The organism is Bacillus sp. FJAT-27225 (assembly GCF_001685025.1).
GTDB lineage: Bacteria > Bacillota > Bacilli > Bacillales > Cytobacillaceae > Bacillus_D.
The window spans coordinates 575,156-600,673 of the sequence record NZ_MAYU01000021.1 but is presented as its reverse complement, the minus strand read 5'-3'; the positions used below and the strand labels follow the sequence as shown (position 1 = coordinate 600,673).

The window sequence follows — 25,518 nt, the reverse complement described above, 5'->3', positions numbered from 1 at the left end:
TCCCATAAGGGGTCAGACCCCTTATGGGACAGCCCAGGTTTTTATCAAGATTGGGGGAGTTAACTTGAAACCCGTTCACCAGGCACATACACCTGCTAATGTAAAAGTTGCCACTAAACAATCATCCCTTTTGACCCAAATGAAAAAGAATTATACCGCCTATCTTTTTTTACTTCCAAAATTAATCCTGTTTATAGCATTTATTGTGATTCCGGTGATATGGGCATTCGTCTTATCCTTCCAGGAATATAAGATTTTTGGAAGTGAATGGGCTGGCTTGGACAACTATATAAAAGTTTTTAAAAGCGACGCATTTTACGATGCTTTAGGGAACACGTTTCTATTTACGGTCGTAACCGTACCATTTAATGTCATAAGTGCACTCGTCATCGCTTCACTCATTCATCCGCTTAACAAATGGTCTCAGAGCTTCTTCCGGGGAGCCTTTTATCTGCCAACCGTTACGTCAATGGTTATTGTGGCAATGGTGTGGCGCTGGATGTATAACCATGATTTCGGTTTATTTAACTATGTTCTTAGCTGGTTCGGGGTAGAACCGATTAACTGGCTGGGGCAAACTTCAACAGCATTATGGTCGCTGATTATTATGCAATGTTTAATACCATTTGGGGTTGGCATTATTTTATACCTGGCTGCAATGGGATCGATTTCGCACTCATTATACGAAGCTGCAACCATTGACGGTGCAGGCAGTTTGCAAAAATGGCTTCAAATCACAATTCCGTTGCTGAAGCCAACGACACTGTATTTGGTTTTGCTAAGTACAATTGGGTCATTCCAGGTATTCACTCAGATTATTATGATGACTGGCGGTGGGCCCGGTACGTCCACAGAAACGCTCGTCCATCTTATTTATAAAACAGGCTTTAGGGACTTTGAATTTGGATATGCCGCTGCACAATCGATCGTGTTATTCTTTATAATTTTAATTTTTTCAGTAATTCAATTCCGAGTCCTTCGGAATGATGATTAGGAGGGGAAACAAGATGATGAAATTAAATAAAGCGGTCATTTATGTTCTGCTTCTGGTCTTTTCTGTCGTTTCCCTTCTGCCGTTGTATTGGGTATTCAGTACTTCCTTACAATTAAGCAAATATCAGGATGAAGATTTAAAGAAACCTGTTTCATACGTTGATTCGAATCCGCCAAAAATGTATCCAATGGGTATTCCGGAATATTTTGAGCACTGGGGCAAGGCCCGTGATGCAGAAAAGGCCGGGGATGAAAAGGCTGGAACCTATCACCGGGAAATCATGGACCAGATTGTCGACGACACATTTTCCGGCTTTACCACTTTGTTTAGTAAAAATAGCATCGGACGTTGGTTCTTAAACAGCATATATATTGCTGTTGTTGTAACGGTTGGGATTTTACTGTTCGACTCAATGGCCGGCTACGTCCTCGCCAAAAAGCAGTTTCCGGGGAGGAACCTGATCTTTTACGCCATCGTCGGAACAATGATGATTCCAGGGCAGGTCACCTTGGTTCCAATGTTCATGATGGTAAAAAATCTGGGGATTATGGACACGCACTGGGCGCTGATCTTTCCAGACTTATCAATGGTGTTTGGCGTGTTTCTGATGAGGCAGTTTATGTACTCGATTCCCGATGAGCTTTTGGATGCTGCAAGAATTGACGGCGCCGGTGAATGGAAAACGTTCTGGAGTATCGTTTTGCCATTGGCAAGACCGGGTTTGGCCGCCCTTGGGATTTTCACCTTTATGAACGTGTGGAATTCGTTCCTATGGCCGATTATCGTTTTGAATGATGCGAACCTTTACACGCTCCCAGTCGGGTTAAAGACATTGCAGGATGCCAACCTGGCAAGCTTCAAACTGCTGATGAGCGGTGCGGCAATTGCATCCATTCCAATGATTATCGTATTCATCTTATTCCAGCGCCATTTTGTAAAAGGCCTGACATTGGGTGGAGTAAAAGAATAAAGCTAGTAGAAAGAGAGAGTTTTTATCTCTCTCTTTCTTGCTACATGTGAAAGAAGGTACAAATGTGAGGATTGGCCTTGATGTATTTTTCGAAAAATATGTTGGGAAATTTACAGGAAAAAGACTTGGTCTCGTCACGAATATGACAGGAGTCAATCAAAGGCTCGTTCCAACGATTGACCTATTCCATAGCCATCCTGACCTTCATTTAACCGCGCTGTATGGACCGGAACACGGAATACGCGGCAGTGCAAAAGAAGGAGAAAAAGTCGTGTCTTCAATAGATCCGTATACGGGATTGCCGGTTTACAGTTTGTATGGTGCATCAAAAAAGCCGGGCAAAGAGATGCTTGATCCCGTTGACGTTGTAGTCTTCGACCTGCAGGACATTGGGGCGCGGTATTATACATTTATCTATACAATGGCTTATATGATGGAGGCGTGTGCCGAACACGGAAAACAGTTTGTGGTCCTTGACCGCCCCAATCCGATTTCAGGTTGTTCTGTAGAAGGGAATTTAGTGGAGGAGCAATTTCGGTCTTTCGTTGGCCTTTATCCAATTCCCAATAGGCATGGCATGACAGTTGGCGAAATTGCACTGCTGTACAAGCATGAATTCGGGATTGACTGCGAGCTTACCGTGATCGAGATGGAAGGCTGGGAAAGAAAGCTTTATTACGATGAAACCGAGCTGTTTTGGATTCCGCCTTCACCGAATACGACTGGCATTGACATGGCCACCCTGTATCCAGGAACATGCCTCGTGGAAGGTACAAATCTTTCCGAGGGCAGGGGGACAACTCGTCCGTTTGAATATGTCGGAGCTCCTTATATGGATGGTTATCATTTGGCTAGAGCCTTCAATGAAAAACAGCTGCCCGGAGTTTTGGCACGCCCGATTTCGTTTATTCCTACCTACCAAAAGCATAAGGAAGCAGCTTGCGAAGGCGTGCAGCTCCATGTGGTGGACCGAAGGAAGCTTCATTCGTTAAAGACAGGCTTAACTTTGCTTGAAATTATTGCGGAAATGTATCCAAATGACTTTGCCTTTGTACAATATGGTGAAAATCAGCGATACATGTTTGACCTGCTTGCTGGCACGGACCGTTTAAGGGATCAAGTAATGAATGGGAAAACTCAGGATTTCCTGGAACAATGCGAGGAACAAACAGAAGCTTTTATCAAACAGGGAGAGCCGTATCTCCTATATACGTAAATCTGATAGGTCAGACACTCACTAGGCAGTTAACAAATAGGCTGCAGTTAGTTTGCTTGATTAATGCAGTTATCAAAGCTGAGATTACTCCACGAAACGCTGTTTGCCAGATTAATCACAGTTATCAAAGCTGAAATTAATCCACGAAACGCTGTCCAACCAAATTAATTACAGATACCAAACAAATGATACACCCACAAAAAGAAACCTACTGAATAAGAAAGGGCGGGTGTTTGTGATATCATATCGTTATTATCAGCCTGACGATGAACAGAAAATCGTCAATCTATGGAACAAAAGCCTTCCGCTTGATCCGATTACTCCGATAAGATTCCGCAATCTTGTCTTGCTTGACGCTAACTTTGATCCGAAAGGGCTGCGTCTGGCTATAACAGAAGACAAAGTAATCGGATGTGTTTATGCTGTAAGAAGGCTGCTGCCGATGTTCGGCACAGAGTTGGAACCGGAAAATGGCTGGATTCCATTCTTTTTTGTCGACCAGGATTTCCATGGAACCGGTGTCGGAAAACGGTTAATGGAAGATGCCATTGACTTCCTTGCAGCTGAAGGGCGGAAAAATGTGTTTTTCGCTTCCTATGCCCCAAACTATATTTTGCCGGGAATCGATGAAGCTGCTTATCCGGAGGGATATGCATTTCTTTTAAGCAATGGGTTTGAAAAACAGTATTCCCCTGTTGCCATGGACAGAAGCCTGGTTGGCTATGCGCCTCCTGAAGGGGTCATTGAATTGAAAAACCGGCGCGAGCAGGAAGGATACTCTTTCACAATTGCTCAAGACAAGGATTTATATGAAGTCATCCAGTTTGCCAATAACGAATTTAACCCGGACTGGGGCCGGGCGATTCGGGAAGGGCTGCTTCAGGGACTGCCAATCAATCAGATTCTGGTGGCAAGAAATCGCGGAAAGCTGGTTGGATTTTGTATCCATGGCGGCTATGAAGGTATTCCGGACCGGTTTGGCCCATTTGGCGTCGATCCTGACGAACAAGGAAAGGGTCTGGGAAAGATTTTGCTGCATGAATGCCTGAAAAACATGCGGTCCCTCGGACTTCATTGCGCCTGGTTCCTGTGGACCGGTGAAAAAAGCGCTGCCGGGCACCTTTATAAAAATACAGGTTTTGAAATCACACGACGGTTTCACGTGATGAAGAAATCGATATAAGGAAGACGAAACTATAAAAGAGAGAGTTGATGCCATATATGTCATTCATGACAGGGGGGCTTGTAATGCTGTCTGAAATGCATTCGACACTTCCTCCTTCTGAAGAAAAGATTGCGATGTATATACTGGAAAATCCTCAAGCGGCTATTTCCTTAACCGCAAGCGAGCTTGGGAAACGGAGCTCAACAAGCAGCGCTGCAGTCATTCGGCTCTGTAAGTCTCTCGGACTAAAAGGCTTTCAGGAATTGAAACTTCGAATTGCCGGGGATTTGCAAAAAAATAGGGCAGTAGGATTTCGGGATATTGAGCCAAATGAAACGGCTGTATCCATTATAGAAAAAATGACGATCAATAGTATCCAGACAATACGGGAAACCGCGGAATTACTGGATTACGAAGAACTTGAACGAGCTGTGAAGCTTTGCCGAAACGCCGAAACGATCCACTTTTTCGGAGTGGGTGCTTCAAGTATCATTGCCCAGGATGCCCAGCAAAAATTTTTGCGGATTAATAAAAATGCGACGGCTTTCCCGGATTTCCATATGGCCGCTACACTAGTGGCCAATGCAAAACCAGATGATGTTGTTGTCGGGATTTCTTTTTCAGGAAAAACGTTTGAGGTTGCAAAAATTCTCGAGCTTGCACATAAAAAGGGCGCACACACGATTAGTCTGACCAAGTATGGTTCTTCTCTAGTCACTGAACAGGCGGACATTAAACTATATACGTCCGCAACGAGAGAACCGACATTCAGAAGCGGGGCTACCTCCTCGCGAATTGCCCAGCTACACGTCATTGACATTCTCTTTATGTGCGTCGCATCGCAAGCATACAAAGAAACCGTAAAACATCTTGATGAAACAAGAGAAATTATTGATATTTTGCGAGACCATATAAAACCAAAACAAAGATAATTGGGACCGTTCTCGTTTGCTGCCCACAGGCGAGAAGAACCAGAATGCGGCACGCTATCCCAAGAACTGGTCCCTCGGACATAACACGTGTAAAAATAAAGAAAAAGTATGCTTCTAATGGTATTGTTTACTCCGAAACCAAACAATCCATCTGAAATGCATGCTTTTCTTTTATGAGTATAAATTCTCCACACTTTTCACCTGACCCATTATGGGAGGTGCTAATTAGGAAACTGAGCGGTTATATGACGCTCAGTTTTTTTAGTTTATGCAGTGGCAGGATGGAACTGCTTCAATACTATTTCACTCTTTCTTACCCTTCATTTCCTGCTTATGATTTATTAATGGAGATTCTTCAATCGTTTCTTTTTGTTTTTCATCCACCCGTGTATCCCAAATACTGTATTTTAGGCTAGTTCGATTCTTGTTTTGATTAGGCATTTTTTGCACCTCCATAGGTGTATCGTTTCCGCCGAAACAAAATCTATACATCTATTAACGGTAAGAGAAATCTGCGGAAATTCTATTTTTAATCTTATACGTGTTATCACACTTACCTTATAAAGGACTATTTACTCACGACTATATTCCTGAATTAATTTAGGGCCATTTCTCGACATTTAAGTTTCCTAACAGGTTTGCTATTTTTAGAATAATAGGACCGGGAAGAGGGGTGAACTTGGGTACATAAGCTTTTTTTAAAAAATAGTATAAGGAGTGGAATAAAATGAAGGCGGTTACAAAACAATTCGCAATCCTGTTCACTGCTTTTGTATTAATTGTTTCGTCTTTCTTTATGAGTGATCCGGTTCATGCAGAGTCAGGAAAACGATATAGCGAGCCAGCGAATTTAGGTTCTCTTATGAGAAGCATTGCAATCTATGACTCCACCTATGGCGTTGAAGATGGACGGGATATCATGTACACGACTGCAAGTGGTGACCCGGCCATATTCCAGGTGATCGACCTTAAAAGCAAGGAAGTGCTCAGAACTTATCCTTTAAAAGGAACAAGTGCTGTTTGGACACATATTACAGTACCAAATGGCAATGTGTATATTGGGGGCAATGGGCATCTTTATGAATATTCCCCTGTTACGAAGGAAGTAAAAGATGTTGGGGGCATTGGGGAGAGTGTTGTATACGGCTTGTCCTACGATGATCAGGGACGTGTCTATTTCGGTTCATTCCCTAATGCAAAGGCAGGCCGATATGATCCGAAAACTGGCGAAATGAAGGATTACGGCAGTGTGGCCCCTGGCCAAAGCTACTCCAGGTCCACAGCGTATCATAACGGATTTTTATATTTAGGTATCGGTGTTGATAATCGCATCGTAAAGCTAAATGTAGAAACAGGGGAATATGAAGCGATAAAGGTTCCTGACCATGTCGTTCATGGCTCAAGTGTTTGGCAGTTGGATGCGGCAGGCAAATATATTATTGCCGGCGTTGGCGGCGGCAGCAATACCCTCTTGTTTTACGATACCGAAACAGGCCAATGGAGCGACAAGTATTATACGAACAATAAGGGGTTGCGATTAATCCATGGCCTCCCAGGAAGCAATAAAGTCTATTTCCTGCAAGGCAGCAAATTGATGGAAGTAGATTTGGACACATTGAATGCCGTAGATACAAAAGTTGTGTTTGGTACCTTCTTGCGGAATACCACCTGGGTAGAAGTAGAAAATGATCCGGACTTACCAGGAAAGTCTTTGGTTACAGTCCAATTTGGCGGCCAGGTGAGCTACTTCAATTTACAAACTAAAAAAGTGAAAACCACTCAATACCCAATCGTTGGTAACCCAATCCCAATACAAACGTTGGAAAAGGGGCCTGGTGGCAATTTGTTCTTAAGCGGTTATCCTGGTGGTACAGGTGCAGTTTATAACCCAGAAACAAATGAGAACAAAAACTTCAGCCTTGCACAGGCGGAAGGTATGGTGGCTCTAGGGAATAAAATGTACTTTGGGATTTACCCGGGGGCACTTATCACGGAGATGGATACCTCGAATCCAGTCCTTTCTACTCGACAAATTTACGATATTCCTAATCAGGACCGTCCGTTTGTTATGAGAGCTATTAAGGACAAATTATATATCGGAACAATTCCTGACTACGGATATCTGGGCGGGTCGTTAACAGTTCTTGATCCAGCATCCGTAAAAGACACAGTTGTTTATCCTAATGTAGTCCATAATCAGGCTATCGCTGGGCTGGCAGAAGTGAATGGCAAATTATATGGGTCTACAACAGTTGCTGGCGGATTGGGAATCAATCCTACAGAGCCGGCTGCGAAAATATTCGTTTGGGATATTGAGAAGGGGGAAAAAATCACTGAATTTGTCCCGGATATACCAGGTGTCACAGTCCAGCCGAAACTGATTAGCGGGATGAGCGTAGGACCGGATGGCCTCTTGTGGTCGGCTGCTGCCGGAGCAATTTTTGCAATGGACCCGGATACCCTTAAAATTGTAAAAAGCAAAAATATCTTCCCTGAAGTAAAAGATTACGGAAGGTGGAGACCAATTCAAATCCGCTGGAGCGAGGATGGCCTCTTGTACACAACACTTGCTGGCAACTTAACCGTCATTGACCCTGTTTCGCTGGAGCATGAAGTATTGACAGACACTGAGACAGAGTTGATGACAATCGGGGATGACGGAAATATTTATTACGCTAACAAAGTGAACCTAATGAAAATTGAAGTATCTGACACTCTAGAGTCAGTTTTGAAATTTGTGGAACGGGAAACGGTTTACGGCAATATCACCAATTCCGTAAGCAAGCAGCTAACCAATTCACTCTCTTCGGCCATTCATCACCGTGATAAGGGCAGGGAGGAGCAAGCCGCCAAACATTTACAGGATGCTGTAAAACATTTGGAAAATGCCAAAGAAACGGATATAGAGTCAGAGCTGCGCGCGCAATTACGGACTATCCTTAACTCTATTTAATAATTAAGAGAGAGAAGCTGTCCCAGAAGGTCGTTGAAATCGACTCTATTGGGGCAGCTTTAATTTTTGGTAGTATCTTCATAGGGGGTGAATTTCAATGCTTTCTGTTGTACATTTCCCTGTGGTTCATCATTGTGAGAGTCTCCCAATTTCATCACCTTTATGATTAACAACTTGGCACTTGGGCACCTGGAAGTTGTCATTCATCATCTTTATGATTGACAGCTTGGCACTTACGAACCCCTGAATTGTCAATCATCACCTTTAGGAAAGACATTCTCGGCACTTACACAACCGCGGGTTGTCATTCATCTATCACTTGTATTATTACCCAAACTAATTAAACAGAGAATAGTTATCAAACCTGAATATACAAAGAAGGCTTTCTACTTTTGGGTCAGCCTCATTTTTGGCATGCAAACCGGAAACTAAAAAAGGGATTAGTCCAGGAACAAATCATGAAATCAGGCATACAATTTTTAATGAAACGGCTCTTTTTTATAAGTGGGGGACCAAGCTAAAGAAAGGCTTGGTTTTTTTGTATCTGATTTTCGTACGAAAGAGTGGATGCAATGGGAAAAGGACGTGCAATCCTGGTTCTAAAGCTTTGCTTAGTCGGGGTGATGTGGGGGGCCAGCTTTAACGCCGGAAATTATATAGTCAAGTATGTACCGCCATTGGGTGCGGCGAGTATCCGGTTTATCATCGCAACGTTTTGTATGGCAATTCTCGTCCTTGCCTCGCGCCGAATGGATATACTGGTTGTAAAGCAAAATTTAAAAGTTTATCTCATTATGGGAGTTGTCGGGATTTTTGGCTTTAATGCTTTGTTCTTTCTCGGATTAATGAAAACATCCTCTGTAAATGGCGCGTTAATTATGGGAACCAATCCTTTAGTAACGGTATTTTTATCCTGGCTGATCCTGAAGGCTAGCATAAACAAAATCCAGGTGACAGGATTTCTTCTATCACTTGTAGGAGTCATCATTGTTATTTCGGAAGCTTCACTGGACAATCTAGTGTCACTTACCTTTTCGATTGGTGATATGTATATTTTAATCGGTAATGTCTTCTGGGCGTTCTTTGGCGTAATAGGAAAAATGTACTTAAAGGATAGTCCGGCAATAATTACGACGGCTGTCACTCTGCCAATCGGGACGTCAATGCTTGTGCTAGCTGCTATTGCTCTACCAAATCAGTATCCAAACCCAATTGACCAAACCCCTGTGTATGCATGGCTGTTGTTGCTTTTCCTAGGTATAGGTGCGTCTTTCCTTTCGAATTTATGGTGGAATAGTGGGATCAAGAACCTTGGCGCCAATACTACCTCGATTTTTTATAACCTTGCTCCGGCATCTTCGATTGTTATTTCCTATATAGCAGGTGAAACAGTTTTGTTCGGCCAAATCATTGGCTGCATCATCATCATTCTTGGGGTGTCGATGGTGCTGGTTTTCAGCCCGAAGGTAAGGATTCCGAAATCCACGAAGGAATGTCCAGGGAACTGCATTTAGTGGATTAATTGGTTGTCCAGTAGAGCGAAATGTCCACGAAACTACAGTTAGTGGATTAATTGGCTGTCCGGGAGAAGCGAAATATCCACGAAACTGCACCTGGTGGATTAATTGGTTGTCCGGGAGAAGCGAAATATCCACGAAACTCCACTTGGTGGATTAATAAGTTTGTCCTGTATCATTGCTTTTGTTTTTATGAAAAAGGCGTTCCTAACCAGCTAAAAGAAGGTTTCCTGCCTACACAGGAAACCTTCTTCCATTCTACTTAATTTTTATATTCTTCCTCAATTGAATCGACATTGGTGTGCAGTGTCTTTTTAACTGATTCATCAATGCTGCTTGCATCCAGATGCTTACGGAAATCATCAAGATGCTTGGAAGCCTGCTTTGTATCGCCGTTTTGGTAATGGTGCTCGGCCTGTGCTAAACGATTAGTCAATTGTTTGGCCAAGGAATGAGGAATGCTACCTGCTTCTTCGAGACTTAAAATTTGTTGTGATACTGTATCCGTTGTAACGACAATCGTTATCTCGATTGAACTGGTTGTGATGGTTTCGCCATTATAAGAAACTTTTGCATATACTTCTGTCGTCCCAGCATTTTTACCGGTGACTTTTCCATCATTCAAGTCAGCGGCAGCCGGGTTGGAATTAAACCATTCAATGTCGGCGCCTTTTAAATTAATAGTGCTTCCATTTACAAGGGTTACAGTTAAATCAATGTTTTGTTCAGTACCTTGCAGCATGGATTCATTTTCGACAGATAGGGTGCCCTTTTCTAATGGAACAGGTAGTTGGTATAAATTTTCATCAGCTGAATAGTAGATATTTCCCTCGCTGTCAACATCCATTAAGTTGACAGAACCTGGAACAAGAACCTTGCTTTTCATCGTTTCCGGGTCAATGACCGTCAATTTCCGGCCAGCTGTAGTATACAGATAGCCTTGCTTATCCCAGCGGATGAAGAATGGCCGCCACTGGCTTCCTCTGTGTACACCTTTATGAATCTGTGTACTTTTCACGATTTCTCTATTGTCCGGATTCATAGCAAATACCACAGTGTTATTGGCGCCAGCCTTGTCAAGGCCCCACGCTACACCCCAAAGGTTTCCATCCGGGCCAACCGATAGTTCCCCAATCATTTCTGGTTTATCCAAACCTTCTACATGGAGGTCAAATACTTCATGTGTTCCAGTTTCAACATCATATTCAAACATCTTCGCTTTTGGTTCGGTCGGAGTTATGCCGAGCCCGCCAGAAATGGTGGATCCTCCAAACACTGTTCCGTCAAGGTAAGCGAGGCCTATGATACTTTGATTTTCAATAATATGGCGAATCGTATTCCATTTGCCAGTATCCTGGTCATAGATAGTTAAGGCTCCGCCAAGTCGTCCATAATCGGATATGGTCCCGACAAAAAGTTTATTATCACCTGATGTAAAGGTAAAAGGCCTGCTCTGGTCATCTTCGATATCATAGACCATCTCAGGATTATCACCTTTTATACCACCTGAGTACTGAAAGGGCTGGTCTGGATCATATTTATATATTCTGGCACCGCCATAGGTACCCAGATAGACATCACCATTAAGAAACCCTATTCCTTCAATCTGGTGCGGATCGCGTTCGTGAAGGATATACTCATCGATGGCCGTATCAAAAATACCAAATGACCCCTGATATCCGCCCATATAAATCTTTTGGTCTTCACCAATTTCAAGGCTTTGCATTAATAAGCCTTGCATATTCACTTCAGGGTAGCTGACCTTAACAGTGTTTGTTGTCGGGTCGTAAAGTGAGTACTCGATTTGATGATGCAAGATTGCCAAAACATCTTTGCCATTTTCATCTTTTATCCAGCGAATCGCTTTTGCGGGTGTAGGTGGCAATTGAACAGTCGGTTCCACTTTTGCCTGCTCGTGTGTCCGCATATCATAGGTCCACAGCTGCTGTGTGTTTTTATTAATGTAATAGATTATATTTTCGTCATAAGGGGATGGAGGTGAAATGAGCCCGTCAAAAGTATGTTCATCCTGCCAGTCCATTTTATTCATTTCTTCCCCGGTTGTTTTGTCGATCGTCACAAGGGACGTACCGTAGGCGACAAAGATCGTGTTGCCATACTCCCAAATATTTGATATGGATGTGGACAGCCCGGTAATTGACGTGTTAATTTCCGTTCTTTCACCCGTATTTAAATCCATCTTCATTAAATAAGCTGTCGTTCCAATTCCGACATACAAGCTGTCATCGGTAATTCCAAGCCCCCGGGCATATTGCTGGCCTTCGTAAAAAGTACCTAAGTCTTTGAATTGGGAGGAGCTGATATCATACTCAAACACCTTTGCATTTGGATAGGTCGCCCCGTAGATTTTTCCGTCTTTTGAGGCCTCCAGCTGCCAAACCCAGTTATCTGAAGGATTTTTTCCGAGTTGCTCAAGCCGTTGTTCCTTCACAACATAGCGGTATAAAATCCCGTTATGAGTACCTGCGAAATAAACATTGCCATCTGTACCGATGACCATTGCCCAGACCACATCACTCCCAGGCAGATCCTGTGAAAAAATCTTCTTGCCTGTTTCTGCATCAGCTGCATAAAAAGTGGCCGGTGAACCATTGGTTGCGTAATAGAGCTCTCCATCCCCAATCGCTACTCCCTGGGATTTTGCTGCTAATGCAGCTGGCCCGTGATTGATTGGCTTTCCAAATTCAAATGGGAAATCCAGAACGCTCGATTCTTTTTCAAAAAGCTTTACTTCATCATAGTAACCTTTCATCTTGGACGTAGATGACTGATAAATAAAGACTTTTACGCCTGTGGCACCAGCTGGGGCTGTTGCCTCGATTTCAACCGTTTGCCATTCATTTGAGACAGCGACATCAAAATATTTGGGCGAGTTCGTGAAATTCGTTCCCTGGTCATTGTACCAGCGCAGCCAAATACCAGGTTTGCCTGTCAGCTCCTTGACATTGAGTTTTGCTGTTAATTTATATTGGCTGCCTGCAGTGACATCAATTTCCTGGCTGAATATTCCTGTGACGCCGGTATTATTCACGGCCAGGCTTTGAGTGCCTGCATATGCCAATTCTTTTGAGATGGCCATCCCTGATTTTAAGCCGCCAGACCAATATACCCACGAAGGCAAGCTTGTCTCGGTTGTAGGCTTTGCCTCGAAACTGCCATTTTCTACCTTTAGTTCCTTCCACGTATCCGCTGCAGCTGCTGAATTCCCGGCAAAGGGAAGGCTAGGCAAGATAAGTACAAGGGCTAGAACGATAACCATCAGTCTTTTTACTATCTTTTTCAAAACGTATCCTCCTTATTTTTAAAATATGTAAGCGTATACAAAAATTTTGAGACCGTTTCTTTCACCTCCATGTTTTAGCAAAACTATCGGAATAGTCTATAAATCTACTCGTTTAAAGGTTATATAAAGTTGAATGTCTTTAAAATGACGTAAAAGTTTTTAGTACTTTAGTAGGGTGGAAGGATACTTCAAAAAAGACTATTTTCCCTTTAGAGAAAATAGCCTTTTATTAATAGTATTCAGCTCTTCCCAAAGGTCGATTCCATTCGCGAAATGGGATCATCTTCAATGGAGTCGTCCCACTCAAGTACCTGTCCGTAGTCATGTAATACTTTTTTTAATTGGTCATATTGAACTTCCTGTACGGTTGTTTGATTTTGATGAGCCAGAGCTGCAACGGCTCCGGCGGATTGTCCCAAAATCATAAATACCGGCTCCATCCGGATCGAACCATAGGCGATATGCGAACTGGATAAACAGACCGGAACAAGTAAATTTGTACATTCGTTCGCTTTAGGGCGAATAGCTCGGTACGAAATAGGATAGGGGGATATCGGGATTTCAACATCCCCTTCATTGTAAACCCTGCCATCTATAATGACTCTTCTGCAATGATGCGAATCCATTTGATAGGAGGCAAGGCCGATTGAATCTTCAGCCGATCGTTCTCCCAGGCAATCCCTGTCAATCATTACATAGTCAGAAATCATTCTTCTAGCTTCCCTAATGTAAAGCTGGTGAGGCCAATGGCCTGTATCTTCAAATTCATCGCTGGCCAATCCCCATTGAGATACTTCGTCACGAATCGTTTGAGGTACTCTTTCGTCATTGGCTAAAAAGTAAAGCATGCCCAGATTGTATGTAAAATGTTCTTGGAAAATTTTTTCGCGAGTTTGATAGTTTCCTTCGGGCCAACTATAATTCATTCCTATATAGTCAGTCGAAAAGCCACCATAATTATTCAGATCGGTTTTTCCATTTGGCAGCATCGTGTGAAGATTCATGGCATCCCATACACCTGCATTGATATAACGCAATAATAAACGATAGCGTTCCTGGTCGTAGGCAGGCGGCTTAGGGAAAGGAAGGCGATTATCAGGGTTTTTTGTTAAGCAAATCCGGAAATTATACGCCTGGATCCGATGGTCTCCCTGTCCCTGATATCCAAGCGTATCATGGGTGGTTTCCGTAATCCCTGCTAACACTCCGCTAGAAGGATCATCTTCATGATTATAAGGGGAAATCCATTTCTTGAATTGATGGTGCGGATGGCCAAACTGTATCCCATTATACGTCTCTTTATAGGTTGCATTTGATTCCCTGCCGACAAAATACGTAACGCCAGCCTTTGCCATCAAGTCCCCTTCATAGCTTGCATCAATGAAAAAGCCGGCTTTATAAACAGTTCCATCCTCCATTGTAATTTCTTTAATCTCGCTTTTTTCAGTCTTAACATTTTCCAAATGCTGATTAAAAAACACATCAACTTCGTATTGCTTAAGCCATTTCTCAAATACATATTTTGCTGCCTTCGGTTCAAACGTCCATTGTTCTTCAGTATTGTAGTATTTTCCTAGCTCACGGAAAAATTCCCTGGACAAACCGCCAATCGCGGCTTTGGCCCCACTATCCGAGGCTCCCAGTCCACTCGCTGTAATGCCGCCAACATGGCCTCCAAACTCGGTTATTGCAACAGTCATTCCCATTCGTATTGCCTGGATGGCTGCAGTGATTCCCGCCGGAGTAGCCCCATACACAATTAAATCTCGTTCAATCACTATTGGCTTACTTCCTTTTGAAGCAGGCACATAATAATGAAGCTGGCTGAAATCCATCTCAACACCCCCTGGTTTATTCAAAACTAGCACTTTTCTCTACCGTTTAGTTTATGGCAACCAGGTAATTTATCAAGACTTTTAATGGTCTTTAAATACATAACTAAATAGTTAAAGATGGTTTCAGCATATACGGTGGAACTGAAAGCCGATAAAGAATGACAACCTTATGAGTTTCCGAAGAAGTTGAGGAGGAGGGAGGGAATTTATTTAATAAATGCTACTAATTAAAAGAAGTTATGACCGGTGAAAGGTGATTCTTCTAAATAAGAGTTTTCCTTTCAGAAGTAGTGAGAGGATTGCAGAAGAAAAAAGTACGTCAACCGCGTAGCAACAATTTCGGTATCCTGCGTGCAAAGGGAAGAAGTATATCCCCGAAGGAGCAACAATTTCCGTATCGCTGCCCAGAAAACGGAAAGGGTGCCCCAAGCACTTTTTGGGACACCCTCGAATTTTTACATATTTATAGTATTGATCGGCTTTCTTCGGCTGCTGATTCTTTGAAGCGCACGGTTGCTGCAGAAAGTAATTACGATCGCAGCCACGCTTCCAGTGAATAAAGGGATGATTCCGGGCACGAATCGAATGATAATCATCAGAAGCATAATCGACGTGATGATGAGGATCGTTTCCAAAAGGGCGCTGGCGCTTAATAAAAAGGACTGTTTAATATATTGAAAGAATTTCATTTCAAACTGAGTGTAGACAGGAAAAAAGTACAATAAAGTCAGAAGATACGAAATGGCAATAAACCCAAGGACAGGATATAAGAATTGAAGTTTTTCACCATTTACTTGTAAAAATAAGAAGTCATACACGAGTATGTATCCAATCAACATGAAAAAGAGGCCAAATTTGTTTAGGGAAATGAACTCTTTTTTATACGTTTTCCAAAAGGTATGGAAGAGTTTTTCGACAGGTTCTTTTCGAAGCCATTTTTGTACAATTGAAAACATGGCGCCTGTTGAAGGAAAGAGACCCAATAGGCCCAAACCAGCGAGTGTGAAACCTATCCAAAGTATATTTAAATAAGCAATTTTTATCATCCAGGTTGCAAAACTGTTAAACTTTTCCCAGCCACCCATCTCAATACCTCATTTCAGTAAAAATATCGTGCAAACGCACCTATAAATCTATTTAAAGACGTTTAATAGACTTGTCACTCAATTCAATAAAAAATATGATGGAGATAGGTTGTTTAGTTGTATTATAGCATATTTGAGAATGGCTGCTATACCATAAATTGGAGATTGGGGTGGGGTGCAGGAAAATGACAGATTTTCGATTAGTACGTGAGGTTGAATATAAACAGGCAATTGACTTAGCGGATAAAGTTTTTCGCAAGGCAGGTCATGTATCAATGGGAACGGCCTTCCCACAAGTGTTTTCGGCGGCTTTAAATCAATCCTATGGAGCTTTTATCGATGGGAAATTAGTGAGTTTTATAGGCTTGGTACCCTCTATCCTGCATATCGGACGTGCTGAAGTAAAGGCTTTTTCAATCGGTGCTGTTTGTACGGATCCAGATTACCGAAAAAGGGGGCTGGCCAATACACTCCTGCAAATGATTTTCGAGCACATCAATAAGTCGGGGGCTTCTGTTCTGTTTGTTTCCGGGGATTTGCCGATTTACCTTAAACAAGGATGCACCCATTATGGGAAGATGAATCAATACAAGATCCATCAAGGCGACCTGAAAGTTGAAAGCAGCAGCTATGTAATTCGTGAAATGGGGCAATTCGACTGGTTTCAATTGAGGAAGCTTAGTCATGAACGTCACGTAAAGTATGAACAAAGTATATTTGAACTGGCCCTTTTAAATGAAGCAGCCGGATTTGCCAGTATTTTTAAAATGAAACATAAGATCCTTGTGGCTAAAGAAAATGAGGAACTAAAAGCCTTTTTGGTGTTCGGGGTTCCTTACGAAAGCCAGGGAAAGGCAGACTCACGGGTAATTGAATGGGGAGGAGATCCACAAGCTATCCCGGGCCTCCTTGCAGAAGCCTTTACATATGACTTAAATTCCTTATTGTTTAATGTCCCGGCATTTGAAAAGGATATCCTTAGTCAACTAGGTGCGCTTCCGATGGAAGAACTTCCTTTCCCGGGAACGATGAAGATTATGGACCTTGATTTACTGCTTTCACAGCTCGGCCCTTATTTTGAGAACAAGCTGACTATCTCAGGTGCTGAAGGCCAGAAAGAACTTCATTTTAAACAAGGCACAGTAACTCTCAGTGCTAAACAGCTGGAAGAATGGATTGTCAAAGGAAGTGAAGATCCTGATTCACAATTAAAAGATATCTTCCCAATACCATTTCCATTTCCGCAAGGACTGAATTATGTATGAGGATAACACTTAAAACGATAAATTATTTCCTTCAATGTATTAAAGACACTTTATAGACTTGTCACAATATTTAAAAAAAACTAAAATAAAGGTAGTAGGGAATTTTTTTATTGTTGTATGTTAACGCTTTCAAATTGTGAACAGATGAAATGGTTTTAAGGAGGGGGATTTTAGTTAGAAGATAATCCTGGTTTCTGATATTTATTATATAAATTAAATGGGGGAGTTCAGTACATGAAAAAGAAAAGTTTATGGTTTATGGTGCTCATGCTAGCAATCAGCCTGGCGCTTGCCGGCTGCAGCGAGGAGACTGGCTCAAAGTCAAAGTCCAAAGATGGTAAGGTAGAAGGCGAAATTACAGTTTGGGTTCATCCTTACACTGGTGATGCGAAAAAAGAAGAAGAAATGTGGAAAGAAATTACCGCCAATTATAATAAACAATTTCCTGATGTTAAGGTAAACATTGAAACGATTCCTTGGTCCAACCGTGACCAGAAAGTGTTAACTGCGTTAGCGGCAAACAATGGCCCAGATGTATTTTATGCAATCCCTGACCAAATGCCTCAATATGCGGACGTTGGTATGCTTCTGGAACTTGATCCGTATTTGAAGGATAAGGATCTTGAAGGATTTGTTGAATCTTCATTAGTAGCGACGGAATGGAAAGGCAAGAGATATGGATTGCCGATTCTACAGGAAGCCTATACATTCTTCTACAATCTCGATGTTGTTAAAGCGATTGGAGAGGACCCAGCAAAACTTCCAGCTACCTGGGAAGAATTCGAAGCTTGGGCAGCGAAAGCAAAAGAAAAAGATTTCTATGCGTTATCTTATGCCGGCGGCGGTTCCATGAATGGAACGATTTACCCTTGGATTTGGCAGGCTGGCGGAGGTGTAGTCAACGATAAAAATGAAGTGCTTATCAATAATGCAGACAGTGTCAAAGCGTTCGAGATGATTAACAACTTGTATAAGAACAAGTATATTCCGGAAGATTCCGTGACAGCCACCAACCATAACGAACTATGGATGGGCGGAAAGATGATGGCGATTCTCGGCTCTGGAGTTGACGTCACAATGCTTCAAAAAGAAGGTAAATTTGAGTTTGCATTCGCACCGCCATTAAAAAATAAAGAACAATTAACATATGGTACAACCGGTATGTTTGTTGTTCCTTCGAACACCGATAATCCGGATGCTGCAGCTGAATTTGTAAAAGCAATTACGAACGCCGACAATCAGCGCATCTTTAATACAGTGACTCAATATATCCCAACTCAGGAAGCGGCAAAAGATATCTTTGATTCCAATAAAAATATGAGCCAACTGGCCGGGTATACCCAGTATGCATTGCCTGGGGTCATCCATCCAAAAGGCCGTGCGATTATGCCATTCATTCAGGCTGAAGTACAGGCGATGATGGCAGGAGAAAAAACTCCTCAAGAAGCAGCGGATGCAGCAGCTGAAGCCATTGAAAAAGAGCTGGCTAAGCCGTAACCAATACCTTCTATTATTAAAGAGAGTTTTATTCCATTGTGAATAAAACTCTCTGTTACTTATGAAAGTCAAGCCGGCCAAATCAATATGGACAAGCATGAGAATAAGTTATATATAAAGGAAATAAGGTGATCGCTTGGAAAAGGTTATAGCTGTAAATAATAAGAAGTTGCCTGTGAATAACGGAAAACAGCTTAAGCGGCCTTTGCTGAAAAGAATAAAAGATGAATGGAAAAAGAATTCTATTGTCTATATCATTTTGACTCCTATTTTAATTCATTTCATGATCTTTCAAATCATTCCGTTTGTGTACAGTTTTGTCTTAACGTTCCTGAATTATCGCATAATTGGCACTTCCGAGTTCGTCGGAATGAGAAATTGGCAGCAATTATTTAACGACCCCATTGCCTGGAAATCAATATGGAACACTGTATTATTTTCCATCTATTATATCGTTCCGACAATGGCAATTGGTTTGATTTTGGCCCTTATTTTAAAATCCGGGATTCGGTTAACAAAGTTGTTTAAAGGCATCTTCTTCCTGCCTGTTGTCACTTCCTTTGTCGTTGTTGCAGGGATTTGGGAGTGGTTGTTTTCTGGGACGAAATCCGGTTTTGTTAACTACTTGTTAAGCTTTATAGGTGTTGATACCCAATTATTCCTATCAGACTCCTCACAAGCACTGATGGTTCTTGCCGGCTTGAGTGTATTTAAGGTCGCCGGAAGTACGATGATTTATTACTTTGCGGGCCTCCAGTCAATTCCGAAAGACATGTATGAAGCAGCAAAGATTGATGGTGCATCACCATTCAGAACCTTTTGGAAGATTACCTTCCCATTATTAAAACCAATTCATTTCTATGTATTGATTATTACGACGATTGGGTCTTTCCAAATATTTGATTCGGCTTACTTGCTGACAAACGGAGGTCCAAACTTCGCAACCAGTACGATTGTTTATTATTTGTATTCAATCGGTTTCACAAATTTGAATTTTAGCTATGCAGCCGTTCTGTCCTATGTACTCTTTGTGATTATCCTCGCGATTTCACTCATTCAGAGGAAATTAGTAGGAAAGGACCAAGGCATATATTGATAGACAGCGTGAAAGTAAGGAGATGAACGATCTTGTTGAAAAAAATGGGAAAGTATTTTTTGATGTTCTTCCTGGGGTTTTGCTTTCTCCTTCCATTTTTAATCATGGTTTTCGGTTCACTTAAAGAAACGACCTTTGCATCATTGAGCCCATTATTTTGGATTCCCACTGATCCGTCGCTGAATAACTTTATTTATTTGTTTAGGAATGATAACTTTTTGCGCTGGATTTTCAACTCTGTGGTCATCACAATCATTCCTGTTTTCTCTCAAATGTTTTTTGCGGGACTACTGGGTTATATTTTTGCCAGAAAGCAATTTTACGGCAGGGAGTTTATTTTCTGGACATTCATGGCTGTTATCATGATTCCATCTCAATTGCTGATCATTCCTAAATTTATCATGTTTTCAAAATTCGGATGGATTAACCAATATGAAGCCTTAATCGTTCCTGAACTATGGGCGATTATGGGTGTGTTTTTAGTACGGCAGTTCATGCAGGGAATTCCGATGGAACTGGATGAAGCAGCCCGAATGGATGGAGCTGGTGATTTTCAGGTTTTTCGTAAAATTTATATGCCGCTCGCCTTTCCTGCGATTGCAACAGTTGGGACGTTTGCATTTGTGAGTAACTGGAATGATTTATTTCAGCCGTTGATTTTTATGACGAATGAAAAAATGTTTCCAATTACAGTTGGATTGGCTTCCACTTTAAATAAGGAAGGGAACTTTGGAATTGAGATGGCAGGGGCTACACTTTCCTTCATTCCTACCTTTTTAATCTTTTTGTTCTTCCAAAAATACTTTACTGAAGGCATCCAGTTGTCAGGTTTGAAATAAGGTTTCTTTTTGCGGGGAGAGAGTTTATGGGCAATTTGAAAATTGGGATGATCGGCCTCGATACATCACATGCAGTTGAGTTTACAAAATTACTGAATGATCCGGCACATCCTTTTCATGTAAAAGGCGGAAAAGTTAAAAAGGCGTTTCCTGCCGGTTCATCAGATTTTGAATTAAGTTACTCCCGTATTGACGGGATCGTAAAAGAAGTTGCGCAATATGGGGTCACTATGGTGGAAACGATGGAAGCAGCAGCAGAGGAATGCGATGCCATTTTGCTGGAGTCTGTAGACGGCAGGGTGCACCTCGAACAAGTAGAAAAAATAGCAAGGTTTAGTAAGCCGATTTTCGTAGATAAGCCACTTTGCATAACCTCTGCTGATGCAGCCAAAATCGCTGAACTGTCCCAACGCTATTCTGCTCCAATCATGAGTTCGTCGGCATTGCGTTTTGCCGAGCCTCTCAGACAGGCGATTTCTGTAAAAGACAAGGGGAAAATCATAGGGATAGACTGTTTCGGACCGATGGGAATGGTTGAAACACAGCCAGGTTATTTTTGGTATGGGATACATACGATTGAAATGCTTTATACGATTGGTGGGGCAGGCCCCTCGCATGTTCGAGTGGAAGCTAACGAGGGTTCAGACCTGATTGTGGCGCAATGGGAAGATGGCATGATCGGAACAGCCAGAGGAAACCGAAAAGGAAATAATGCCTTCGGAGCTGTTATTCATTTTGAAAAAGGAAATGAATTTGTAATGATCGAATCTTCCGCTAAACCGTTCTATGCCAGTTTAATGGAAGAAATTATATGTTTTTTTAAAACAGGCATCTCTGCCGTTCCGCTTGAGGAGACAATGGAAATGATCCGGTTTATTGAAGCTGCAAATGAAAGCAGGGAAACTGGAAAAAAGGTGTATATAGGAGAGAGAAGAGGTTGAAACTGCAGGTTGTGAATTCCCTGCCGTTTCAACCCTTCTGTTAATGATGAACAACCTGTGAAGCATCACTTATTCCGGCACAGAGTCATCCAGAATGAAACTTAGCCGGTAGATTCGCCGGGGTCTTCCTTTATAGGTTATTTTCTCTTCACCAACAATTTCCACCAAGTTTGCGTCCATCCATTTTAACAATATCCGATGGGCACTTCTGGTTGTAATGTCCAATGTGGTGGCAAGTTCCTGGGCTGTATAATCATACTTTTTATGCCGGGCAACTCTTGCCATTAGTTTCGTCATATAAGCGGCAGACATTCCGGCCTTTTCTGCCTTTTCCAATAACTCGGCATCTGTAATCGACAAGTCATATTTTTCATATTGCGTGTCCGTAATAATGTCCACCGGGCCAACCACACTTTGGTCTTCACGGACTATATAACAAACATTGCCGCCTAATTCCTTTGATTGACGGAGAGCAAGCCTTGCATGGCTGCCTGCTTCAGCAGCCGAGCGGCCAAAGCCAACACCAATGCTAATCGTTACGCCGAGCTCGCTCTTAGCAGTATTCAAGAGTGGAATAAACTTATAGCCGCGTGTTTCGCGCTCAAAAATACCCCTTGTGGTGATAAATGAAAATTCTTCACCGCCGGAATTAATTAAATGGCCGTCAAGAAGTTTAGTATAGTTGAGCATCATTTGCTGGAACTTCAGCTTAAATACCTGGAGCTCATGCTCTGTTGTATATTTTTCAGTTGCTTTCTTGAATTTATCGATATCGATAATTCCAAAGACTATTTGGGACTCTTTGTTTTTTCGGGCTTCTGTTGCAAGCAAGGCACGTTCCAAAGAAACGATTAAATCCTGATAAGTCGGTGTAACCCATTCATTTGGAATGCCTAATTGGGATAAGGCAAGTGAAACTTCCTGGATTCCGGTAATCGCGATAGAACGAAGGTTTTGGTAATTGTCGCGGTGAAATTGAACAATCGATTCAATTGTGCTGGAATGGCCGTAGTGGGGATAGGACTTGAAAGTATAGTTTTGATCGCCCCAGTCATAAAGGACCTGATGTATGTACTTTTCTTCAACTGTATCAATCGAGTATTGGGAAAAATCATACTGGTTTTTAATTAAAAATAACGACCGGTAAAGGCCTGTTCCCATTAGCGGGACATAATGGACGGGTATCGAGATATCAAAAAGCCGTTTGGCTTTTAAATAAGCATGGAATTCCGTAAACAAAAGAACTTCCAATTGATTGAGCAGGTCAGCGGTAATCTCTGAGGAAACAGTCGATGATGTGGCATTGATAAAGACAGGGCGCAAATTCGGGAAAGACTGAAGCGCTTTCATTATTTCCTTCTCTAAAGCTTTCGGGGATACAATTCCAATGTTGATTTCGATGCGGTTTTCGGATAGCAGGTTGCTTTTCAAACTTTTTCATCTCCTATTAAAGACACATTAAAGAAATGTCTTTATATACTCTCTATCTATTAGATTAAGGAGAGGAGACTGAATTGTCAAACAGTTATTTTACTATATTTTAAGACAGGGATTAAAAGACCTTTAAGTGACTTGTCTTTTAAAAAAGCCGATTATACAATAATGGTGAAAAATTTAAAATCTTTTGTATAGTCAAGAAAAAATCAGGAGGCTAAAAATGAAAACGATTGCAGAGTTGGAAGAGTTAATGTCAGCACCCAGTGAGGAACTTGTACAGGACATCCTGCAGCTTGACGGGGATATTATGATATTGGGTGTTAGCGGGAAAATGGGGCCTACATTGGCAAAAATGGCAAAAAGGGCAGTGGATTTGGCTGGTGTTCCGAAACGCGTAATTGGTGTAGCGAGATTTTCCGATCAATCCCTGATTGACGATTTGGAGAGTGCCGGGATTGAAACAATCCGGGCAGATCTTTTGAATGATGATGACCTCCAAGCACTGCCTCCTGTGAAAAATATTATTTTTATGGCGGGAACAAAATTTGGAACTGTAGGCAATGAGCATCGTACATGGGCAATGAATGCCTATCTGCCTGGAAGGGTTGCGGAAAAGTTTAGTGAATCACGAATTGTTGTTTTTTCAACAGGCAATGTGTATCCTTTAACGGCTGTTGTCAGCAATGACTGCACAGAAGATGTTGTGCCAAATCCTGTTGGTGAATATGCACAATCATGCCTGGGCCGGGAACGGATATTCACGTATTTTTCCCATAAAAACCAAACTCCGGTTGTGCTGTTCAGGTTGAATTACGCAATTGATATGCGCTATGGAGTACTGCTGGAAATTGCAAAACAAGTTCACGATGATAAACCGATTGATATAACAATGGGTGTTGCCAATGTCATTTGGCAAGGTGATGCAAATGAATATGCAATCCGCTCATTATTGCATGCCAGCCATCCTCCGAAAATCCTGAATGTAACAGGGCCAGAAACCATTTCAATAAGGTGGCTTGCAAAGGAATTCGGAAAGAGAATGAATAAGGTTCCTGTGTTTGTTAACACAGAAAGTTCCACTGCCTTACTGAATAATGCGTCCCATGCACATAAGTTGTTTGGCTACCCGCGCGTGTCGGTGGAACAAATGGTCGATATGGTTGCTGACTGGGTGACCAATGATGGCCATACGATTAATAAGCCAACCCATTTCCAGGAAAGAGAAGGTGCTTTTTAATGCTGAAAGAAGCTGTTAAGAAAAAGCTTCATGCTGGAACCGTGATTCCGGCTCACCCACTTGCCTTAACAGAAGAGAGGCAGCTCGATGAAAAAGGCCAGCGGGCATTAACGCGCTATTATATTGATGCTGGCGTAGGCGGGATTGCGGTTGGTGTCCATACCACTCAGTTTGAAATTCGCGATCCGGAATTCAATCTATATAAAAAGGTTCTATCGCTTGCGATTGAAGAAACGAAACGGGCAAACACCCCGGATGATTTTATAATGGTGGCAGGAATTTGCGGCCCGACAGAACAAGCCCTTGAAGAAGCCAAGTTTAGCAGGGAAATTGGGTATGATTTAGGCCTGTTGAGTATGGGAGGTCTCAATCATCTTTCTGAGGATGAACTGATTGAGCGGGCTGAAAAAGTCGCGGAGGTCATCCCGCTGTTTGGTTTCTACTTACAGCCAGCGGTAGGCGGAAGGATATTCTCTTATGACTTCTGGATGCGGTTTGCCTCAATCCCGAATGTTCACGCAATCAAAATTGCTCCATTTGATCGATATTGCACCATTGATGTCGTCCGTGCCGTTTGCCATTCTTCCCGCAATCAGGAAATTGCCTTATATACAGGGAATGACGATAACATCATAAATGACTTATTGACTACGTATGAATTCAATGTTGGAGATCAAAAGGTGGAGAAGAGAATCGTTGGCGGCCTGCTCGGACATTGGTCGGTCTGGACAAAAAATGTTGTCGACACGTTTAATGAATTGAAGATGGTTCAAAACCAGAAGGCTGTTCCTAATGGGCTCCTCACGCTTGGCCAGCAGATTACCGATGCCAATGCAGCAATTTTTGATTCGCGGCATGCATTCAAAGGAAGCATTGCCGGAATCAATGAAATTTTGACTAGGCAGGGTCTGCTAAAGGGCAATTGGTGTTTGCTTGACCGTGAAGTGCTTAGTCCAGGCCAGGCGGAAGAGCTCGACCGGGTTTACGCCAGCTATCCACACTTAAACGATGACGAATTTGTCAAAGCCAACCTATCCAAGTGGTTTGCTGATTAAAAGGAAGCTGTTTTCAGCTAGACCAATTTGCTATTAAGTTGATTGGAGCGGAAGGTGCGAGACTCCTGCGGGATAAGTGGGACAGGTGAGACCCCACAGTCGCTTTAGCACGAGGAGGCTCACCGCCCACCCCGCGGAAAGCGAGCATCCTGGAGAGGAAATCAACTACTACGAAAATAA

19 protein-coding genes are annotated in these 25,518 nt (G+C 42.3%); 14 read left to right on the top strand and 5 right to left on the bottom strand.

All coding sequences use genetic code 11. The features are described 5' to 3' along the window. Positions 1–64 precede the first annotated feature (64 nt). The 5 genes from A8F94_RS14835 to A8F94_RS14815 all read left to right on the top strand — a co-directional run bounded on the left by A8F94_RS14835 (position 65) and on the right by A8F94_RS14815 (position 5,277). Positions 65–994 (top strand): carbohydrate ABC transporter permease, encoded by a 930-nt coding sequence (locus tag A8F94_RS14835; protein ID WP_066201990.1) that lies wholly within the window; start codon positions 65–67, stop codon positions 992–994. 13 nt (positions 995–1,007) lie between these two features. Next, a complete protein-coding gene (locus tag A8F94_RS14830; protein ID WP_139070098.1) occupies positions 1,008–1,964 on the top strand; it encodes a carbohydrate ABC transporter permease in 957 nt (318 codons plus the stop codon). Positions 1,965–2,028: 64 nt separating this feature from the next. Beyond that, complete coding sequence (locus A8F94_RS14825) at positions 2,029–3,180, top strand: exo-beta-N-acetylmuramidase NamZ family protein (RefSeq protein ID WP_066201988.1); 1,152 nt, start codon at positions 2,029–2,031, stop codon at positions 3,178–3,180. Between the two features lie 235 nt (positions 3,181–3,415). Next, positions 3,416–4,363 (top strand): GNAT family N-acetyltransferase, encoded by a 948-nt coding sequence (locus A8F94_RS14820; RefSeq protein ID WP_066201986.1) that lies wholly within the window; start codon positions 3,416–3,418, stop codon positions 4,361–4,363. A gap of 65 nt (positions 4,364–4,428) precedes the next feature. Further along, the gene (locus A8F94_RS14815; protein WP_077247730.1) at positions 4,429–5,277 is read left to right on the top strand and encodes a MurR/RpiR family transcriptional regulator; all 849 of its coding nucleotides are present in this window, start codon (positions 4,429–4,431) and stop codon (positions 5,275–5,277) included. 303 nt (positions 5,278–5,580) lie between these two features. On the opposite strand, the gene A8F94_RS25790 is transcribed toward A8F94_RS14815, so the two are convergent. Continuing rightward, complete coding sequence (locus tag A8F94_RS25790) at positions 5,581–5,718, bottom strand: hypothetical protein (RefSeq protein WP_175384431.1); 138 nt, start codon at positions 5,716–5,718, stop codon at positions 5,581–5,583. Positions 5,719–6,004: 286 nt separating this feature from the next. On the opposite strand from A8F94_RS25790, the gene A8F94_RS14810 reads away from it, so the two are divergent. Both A8F94_RS14810 and A8F94_RS14805 read left to right on the top strand, forming a co-directional pair. Continuing rightward, complete coding sequence (locus A8F94_RS14810; protein ID WP_066201984.1) at positions 6,005–8,230, top strand: FIMAH domain-containing protein; 2,226 nt, start codon at positions 6,005–6,007, stop codon at positions 8,228–8,230. Positions 8,231–8,802: 572 nt separating this feature from the next. Then, positions 8,803–9,744: a DMT family transporter gene (locus tag A8F94_RS14805; protein ID WP_066201982.1), complete on the top strand. Its 942-nt coding sequence runs from the start codon at positions 8,803–8,805 to the stop codon at positions 9,742–9,744. Between the two features lie 265 nt (positions 9,745–10,009). Here A8F94_RS14805 and A8F94_RS14800 read toward each other — a convergent pair whose 3' ends face one another. From A8F94_RS14800 to A8F94_RS14790, 3 genes are all read right to left on the bottom strand, one after another. Further along, positions 10,010–13,051: an FIMAH domain-containing protein gene (locus A8F94_RS14800; protein ID WP_066201980.1), complete on the bottom strand. Its 3,042-nt coding sequence runs from the start codon at positions 13,049–13,051 to the stop codon at positions 10,010–10,012. Between the two features lie 239 nt (positions 13,052–13,290). After that, positions 13,291–14,886, bottom strand: a complete 1,596-nt coding sequence (locus tag A8F94_RS14795) for an FAD-dependent oxidoreductase (RefSeq protein WP_077247729.1) — start codon at positions 14,884–14,886, stop codon at positions 13,291–13,293. 455 nt (positions 14,887–15,341) lie between these two features. Further along, on the bottom strand, positions 15,342–15,971 hold the full coding sequence (locus A8F94_RS14790; RefSeq protein WP_066201976.1) for a YesL family protein: 630 nt from the start codon (positions 15,969–15,971) through the stop codon (positions 15,342–15,344). Between the two features lie 185 nt (positions 15,972–16,156). Here A8F94_RS14790 and A8F94_RS14785 point away from each other — a divergent pair, with 185 nt between their 5' ends. The 5 genes from A8F94_RS14785 to A8F94_RS14765 all read left to right on the top strand — a co-directional run bounded on the left by A8F94_RS14785 (position 16,157) and on the right by A8F94_RS14765 (position 21,609). Next, on the top strand, positions 16,157–17,236 hold the full coding sequence (locus A8F94_RS14785; protein ID WP_066201974.1) for a GNAT family N-acetyltransferase: 1,080 nt from the start codon (positions 16,157–16,159) through the stop codon (positions 17,234–17,236). 234 nt (positions 17,237–17,470) lie between these two features. Then, positions 17,471–18,733: a sugar ABC transporter substrate-binding protein gene (locus A8F94_RS14780; RefSeq protein WP_066201972.1), complete on the top strand. Its 1,263-nt coding sequence runs from the start codon at positions 17,471–17,473 to the stop codon at positions 18,731–18,733. A 175-nt stretch (positions 18,734–18,908) separates the two neighbouring features. Further along, positions 18,909–19,829, top strand: a complete 921-nt coding sequence (locus tag A8F94_RS14775; RefSeq protein ID WP_066202450.1) for a carbohydrate ABC transporter permease — start codon at positions 18,909–18,911, stop codon at positions 19,827–19,829. A gap of 35 nt (positions 19,830–19,864) precedes the next feature. Beyond that, a complete protein-coding gene (locus A8F94_RS14770; protein ID WP_066202449.1) occupies positions 19,865–20,668 on the top strand; it encodes a carbohydrate ABC transporter permease in 804 nt (267 codons plus the stop codon). Between the two features lie 26 nt (positions 20,669–20,694). Further along, complete coding sequence (locus tag A8F94_RS14765) at positions 20,695–21,609, top strand: Gfo/Idh/MocA family protein (protein WP_066201971.1); 915 nt, start codon at positions 20,695–20,697, stop codon at positions 21,607–21,609. 69 nt (positions 21,610–21,678) lie between these two features. On the opposite strand, the gene A8F94_RS14760 is transcribed toward A8F94_RS14765, so the two are convergent. Then, on the bottom strand, positions 21,679–23,040 hold the full coding sequence (locus A8F94_RS14760) for a hypothetical protein (protein WP_066201968.1): 1,362 nt from the start codon (positions 23,038–23,040) through the stop codon (positions 21,679–21,681). A gap of 226 nt (positions 23,041–23,266) precedes the next feature. On the opposite strand from A8F94_RS14760, the gene A8F94_RS14755 reads away from it, so the two are divergent. Together A8F94_RS14755 and A8F94_RS14750 are read left to right on the top strand one after the other, a co-directional pair. After that, complete coding sequence (locus A8F94_RS14755; RefSeq protein ID WP_066201966.1) at positions 23,267–24,283, top strand: NAD-dependent epimerase/dehydratase family protein; 1,017 nt, start codon at positions 23,267–23,269, stop codon at positions 24,281–24,283. After that, on the top strand, positions 24,283–25,338 hold the full coding sequence (locus tag A8F94_RS14750) for a dihydrodipicolinate synthase family protein (RefSeq protein ID WP_175384430.1): 1,056 nt from the start codon (positions 24,283–24,285) through the stop codon (positions 25,336–25,338). Before A8F94_RS14755 ends, A8F94_RS14750 begins: the two co-directional genes overlap by 1 nt. The last annotated feature ends 180 nt before the right edge of the window (positions 25,339–25,518 follow it).